The sequence below is a fragment of the Pseudonocardia sp. genome (genome assembly GCF_025465255.1).
Taxonomy (GTDB): Bacteria; Actinomycetota; Actinomycetes; order Mycobacteriales; family Pseudonocardiaceae; genus Pseudonocardia.
Genome location: NZ_JAODNI010000006.1, coordinates 1 through 4,409, shown reverse-complemented (window position 1 = coordinate 4,409; position 4,409 = coordinate 1). Strand labels below are relative to the sequence as shown.

General features: G+C 74.2%; 5 protein-coding genes and 1 pseudogene. 2 read left to right on the top strand and 4 right to left on the bottom strand.

Going from position 1 to position 4,409, the window contains the following annotated elements; translation table 11 throughout:
- The 4 genes from JWP64_RS00785 to mraZ form a co-directional block, all read right to left on the bottom strand.
- Positions 1 to 731, bottom strand: a 731-nt coding sequence (locus JWP64_RS00785) for a hypothetical protein (RefSeq protein ID WP_297490965.1), incomplete at its 3' end; no start/stop codon positions are given.
- Entirely contained in the window at positions 728 to 850 is a 123-nt protein-coding gene (locus JWP64_RS00780; RefSeq protein ID WP_297490963.1) for a hypothetical protein, read from the bottom strand. The genes JWP64_RS00780 and JWP64_RS00785, both read right to left, overlap by 4 nt.
- Positions 847 to 1,866, bottom strand: a complete 1,020-nt coding sequence (gene rsmH, locus JWP64_RS00775) for a 16S rRNA (cytosine(1402)-N(4))-methyltransferase RsmH (RefSeq protein ID WP_297490960.1) — start codon at positions 1,864 to 1,866, stop codon at positions 847 to 849. The genes JWP64_RS00780 and rsmH overlap by 4 nt, the downstream gene beginning before the upstream one ends.
- Before the next feature lie 383 nt (positions 1,867 to 2,249).
- On the bottom strand, positions 2,250 to 2,681 hold the full coding sequence (mraZ, locus tag JWP64_RS00770) for a division/cell wall cluster transcriptional repressor MraZ (RefSeq protein WP_297490957.1): 432 nt from the start codon (positions 2,679 to 2,681) through the stop codon (positions 2,250 to 2,252).
- A 535-nt stretch (positions 2,682 to 3,216) separates the two neighbouring features.
- On the opposite strand from mraZ, the gene JWP64_RS00765 reads away from it, so the two are divergent.
- Both JWP64_RS00765 and JWP64_RS00760 read left to right on the top strand, forming a co-directional pair.
- The gene (locus JWP64_RS00765) at positions 3,217 to 4,122 is read left to right on the top strand and encodes a MoxR family ATPase (RefSeq protein WP_297490968.1); all 906 of its coding nucleotides are present in this window, start codon (positions 3,217 to 3,219) and stop codon (positions 4,120 to 4,122) included.
- A 6-nt stretch (positions 4,123 to 4,128) separates the two neighbouring features.
- A pseudogene (locus JWP64_RS00760) lies at positions 4,129 to 4,409 on the top strand (DUF58 domain-containing protein); the annotation flags it as partial.

Sequence of the window (4,409 nt, the reverse complement as noted above, 5' to 3'; positions counted from 1 at the left end):
GCCTGCGCCGTGTTGCCGTCCTCGTTGCCCGCGCCGGCCTGTCCGGGGGCGGCCTGCGCCGCCTGGTTCCCGGTGCCCTGGTTCGCCGCCCGCTGGGTGCCCGGGGCACCCTGCTCCGCCTCCGCGGCCGCGGCGATCTGCGAGTCCGCGGGCGGGGTCGACGGGGCGGCCGGGGCCGGCGCCACGGGGTGGGCCGCGGCCATCGGCACCCCGACGACCTGCGTGCTCCCGTCCGGCGCGACGACGATCCGGGCCGGGTCCTGCACGCGGATCATGCCCATCTCGGCCGCCCGCTGCGCCAGCGCGGTCGGCGCCTCCATGGCCGCGACCTCACGGTGCAGCCGCTCGCTCTGCTCCGTGAGATCCCGGGCGGCGGTGCGGGCGGCCTGCAGCCGGTACGAGTCCGCCGCGGCGGCGGTCGACAGCCACAGCGTCGCGACCAGGCCGGCCACCAGCAGCGCCATGATCAGCAGCACGAACTGGGCCCGGCCGGCCGGGGCCGTGGTCCGCTTGCGCCGCGGCGCGCCGACGAGGCGGCGCAGCCGGTCGTCCCGCTTCGCGTAGGCCTTGTCGGCGACCTTCTTCCGCGTCGGGGCCGGCGCCGCGGCCCGGCGCTCCGCGCCCCGCTGGGCGGGGATCGTCGCCGTGCGGTTCCTGGTTTCGGCCCGCTCCCAGCTGACCGACACCGAGGGCTTGCGCGCGAGGCGACGCTCGTCGACGGGAGCGCTCATCGCGCGTCCCCGTTCCGCGTGCTCCGCCGGGCCCCGATCACCATGGTGCGCGGGCGCTGCGCGGGCTCGCCCGCACGCTCGCTCACGACGATCCCCCCGCTGATCCAGCTGGTGTTCACGCGGCCTCCCGGACTCGTTCGGCGGCCCGCAGCCGCACCGAGGCGGCGCGCGGGTTGTCGGTGATCTCGTCCTCGGTGGCCGATTCGGCCCCGCGGACGAGCAACCGCAGCTCCGGGCCGTGCCCCGGGAGCTCGACAGGTAGGTCGACCGGGGTCCGGGACGCCGCTCGCGCGGCGAGCTCCCGCTTGACCATCCGGTCCTCGAGCGAGTGGTAGGCGAGCACGACCATGCGCCCGCCCACCGCCAGCGAGCCGAGGGCGGCGGGCAGCGCGGCCCGCAACGCCTCCAGCTCGCGGTTGACCTCGATCCGCAACGCCTGGAACGTCCGCTTGGCCGGGTGTCCCCCGGTCCGCCGGGACGCCGCGGGCACGGCGGCGTAGAGCAGCTCCACCAGCTCGGCGCTGCGGGTGAACGGGCGCTCGGCCCGCCTCCGCGCGACGGCCGAGGCGATCCGCCCCGCGAACCGTTCCTCGCCGTACTCCCGAAGGATCCGGGCGAGGTCCGGCACCGCGTAGGTGTTGAGGACGTCCGCGGCCGTCGGCCCCGTCGTCGGGTCCATCCGCATGTCCAGATCGGAGTCCCGGGAGTAGGAGAAGCCGCGCTCGTCCGCGTCGAGCTGCAGGGAGGAGACGCCGAGGTCGAACAGGATGCCGTCGACGCGGGGAAGCCCCAGCTCCCCGAGCACGTCGGCGATCTCGTCGTACACGGCGTGCACCAGGTGGACACGGTCCGCGTGGGCGGTCAGCCGGCGGCCGGCCAACTCCAGGGCCTGCGGGTCCCGGTCCAGGCCGACGAGGGTGAGCTGCGGATGTGCCGCCAGCAGCGCCGCGGAGTGGCCGCCCATGCCGAGGGTGGCGTCCACGACGACGGCGGGCCTGCCGGCGAGGGCGGGTTCGAGGAGGTCGAGAACGCGGGGCAGCAGGACGGGGACGTGCCGGGCCCCGGCTTGGCCTTCCGGATCAGCGTGATCACTGTCCGTTTCGTCCCCGTCGGTTGCGCCCGGGAGTCGCTTCATCTCTGCCACCTCCCTCGCGCCGTCGTACTCGTCGTGCTCATGGTGCTCGCCGTACCCGGGCCGGGGGGCGGAGTTCCGCCGTTGTCCGGGCATGGCCGAGCGACGCAACGGACGGGCATGCCTCCGGTGCGTCGCTCTACTGTTGGCGTGTTCATGGGGGTACCGTGCTCCCCAGCCGGTACGTCCACGGTTCCGGCGCCGTCCCCACCTGGATGCCGTGCACCTGGCGGGCTCCGGGGGACCTGGCACCGGGGAAGGTGCGCCAGGGCCCCCGGAACCCGGAGGTGGTTCATCACGGCATCCGGGTCGGGACGGCGACGGTGTTCCTTGACGTCTCCTCGCCCGACTTCTCACTCAGGCCCCGAGGGGAAGCTCGGGAGTCCCTAGATCAGTCCGGGCAGAACCTCCTCCTGCGCCTTCGCGTACTCGTCCTCATGTGCGTCCTGGTACTCCTGCCAGGCCTGCGCGTCCCAGATCTCGACGCGCGAGAACGCGCCGATCACCACGCAGTCCTTCGTGAGCCCCGCGTAACGGCGCAGGTCCGGGGTGATCGCGATCCGGCCCTGTCCGTCGGGGTTCTGCTCGTCGGTGCCCGCGAAGAGGTTGCGCTGGAAGACTCGCGCCGACTCGCTCGTCAGCGGCGCCGAGGCGACTTTGGTGGCCATCTCGCCGAAGGCCTCGCGGGTGAACACGTAGAGGCAGTGATCCTGCCCTTTCGTGACCATGCACCCGCCCCGCAGTTCGTCCCGGAATTTCGCGGGCAGCGTGAGCCGCCCCTTGTCGTCCAGCTTCGGGGTGTAGGTGCCGAGGAACACCTAACCCCACCTCCGCCCGGGAACCGCTTCGCCCCAGTGATCTCCACATTACCCCACTTCCCTCCACCGTCAACCCGAGATGACCTCGAGTCTCCTCGGCGTGCCCGCGTTTGCGCAGGTCAGCTGCGGTGGGGCGGGGTGGGGCGTTTGGCGAGCACCACTCGGTAGCGCGACGGGCGGGGCCCGGGCGGCCGCCTCCCTCACCGGCGTTCGCCCAGGTCGGCGAGCACTGTGGGTGGGCGGGGGGAAGCGTGGGGGCGGAGTGGGGGGCCCGTGGGGGGCGGAGTGGGGACGGCGTGGCGGGACCGCGGTGGGGCCCGGTGGCCCCCCGGTTTCCCCGTCCGGGTGACCCACTTCCTGCGGCTTTGACACACTGAGGACGAGGCTGACGTGCGGACCCGTGCAGAGCGGGGCGTCGCAGAGCGAAGGAGACCGGTTGAGCACCACCAGCAGCCGTTCCGCGGCCGTCCACCCGACGGATCCGGAGCACTCGCTCGGCGCGGTCGCGGACCTCACGGGCCGGGTCGCGGCGAACATCCAGCGGATCATCGTGGGCAAGCCGGAGGTGGTCCGGATCGCACTGGTGGCGCTGCTCGCCGAGGGGCACCTGCTCGTCGAGGACGTCCCGGGCGTCGGCAAGACCTCGCTCGCCAAGGCGCTGGCGCGCTCGCTGGACTGCTCGGTCAGCCGCGTCCAGTTCACGCCGGACCTGCTGCCCGGCGACATCACCGGCATGTCCGTCTACAACCGGCAGACCGGCGAGTTCGACTTCCGACCCGGCCCGGTCTTCGCCAACATCGTGATCGCGGACGAGATCAACCGAGCCTCCCCGAAGACGCAGTCCGCGCTGCTGGAGTGCATGGCCGAGCACCAGGTCACGGTCGACGGCGGCACGTACGGCCTGGCCAGCCCGTTCATGGTCATCGCGACCCAGAACCCGGTGGAGATGGACGGCACCTATCCCCTGCCCGAGGCGCAGCGGGACCGCTTCACCGCGCGGATCAGCGTCGGCTACCCGGACCCCGCCGCCGAGCTCGCGATGATCGACGAGCACGCGGGCGCCGACCCGCTGGAACAGCTGCGGCCGGTCGCGGACGCCCGCGCGGTCCGCACGGTGATCGAGACCGTCCGCCGGGTGCACGTCGGCCCGGAGGTGCGGCAGTACTGCGTCGAGCTGGTCGGAGCCACCCGCCGCGGCGCGGAGGTCCGGCTCGGGGCGTCCCCCCGCGCGACCCTGCACCTCGTCCGCGCCGCCCGGGCGCTCGCTGCGCTCGCCGGCCGGTCCTACGTCGTCCCGGACGACGTGCAGACGATCGCCGTCCCGGTGCTCGCGCACCGGCTGATGCTCTCCCCCGAGTCGATGGCCTCGCGGATGTCCGCGGCGGACGTCGTCCGCGGGCTGCTCTCCCGGCTGCCCGTCCCGGCCCCGGCCCGGAGCTGAGGAAGGGTGTTCGGGCGCGATGGGCCGTCCGGGCTGACCACCAGGGGACGTTGCCTGCTCGCCGGCGGGATCGCGACCGCCGTCTGCGCGGTCGTCCTGGACGAGCGGGACCTGCTCCGGATCGGGCTGTTCGTCTGCCTGCTCCCGGTCGTGTCCCTGCTCCTGGCGCTGCGCACGCGGCGCTCGGTGAAGGCCTCGCGCTCGGTGGCGCCGGACCGCGTCTCCGCCGGCTCGGCCACCCGGGTGGCGCTCGCGCTGCGCGGCGGCCCGGTGCCCGGGGCGCTGCG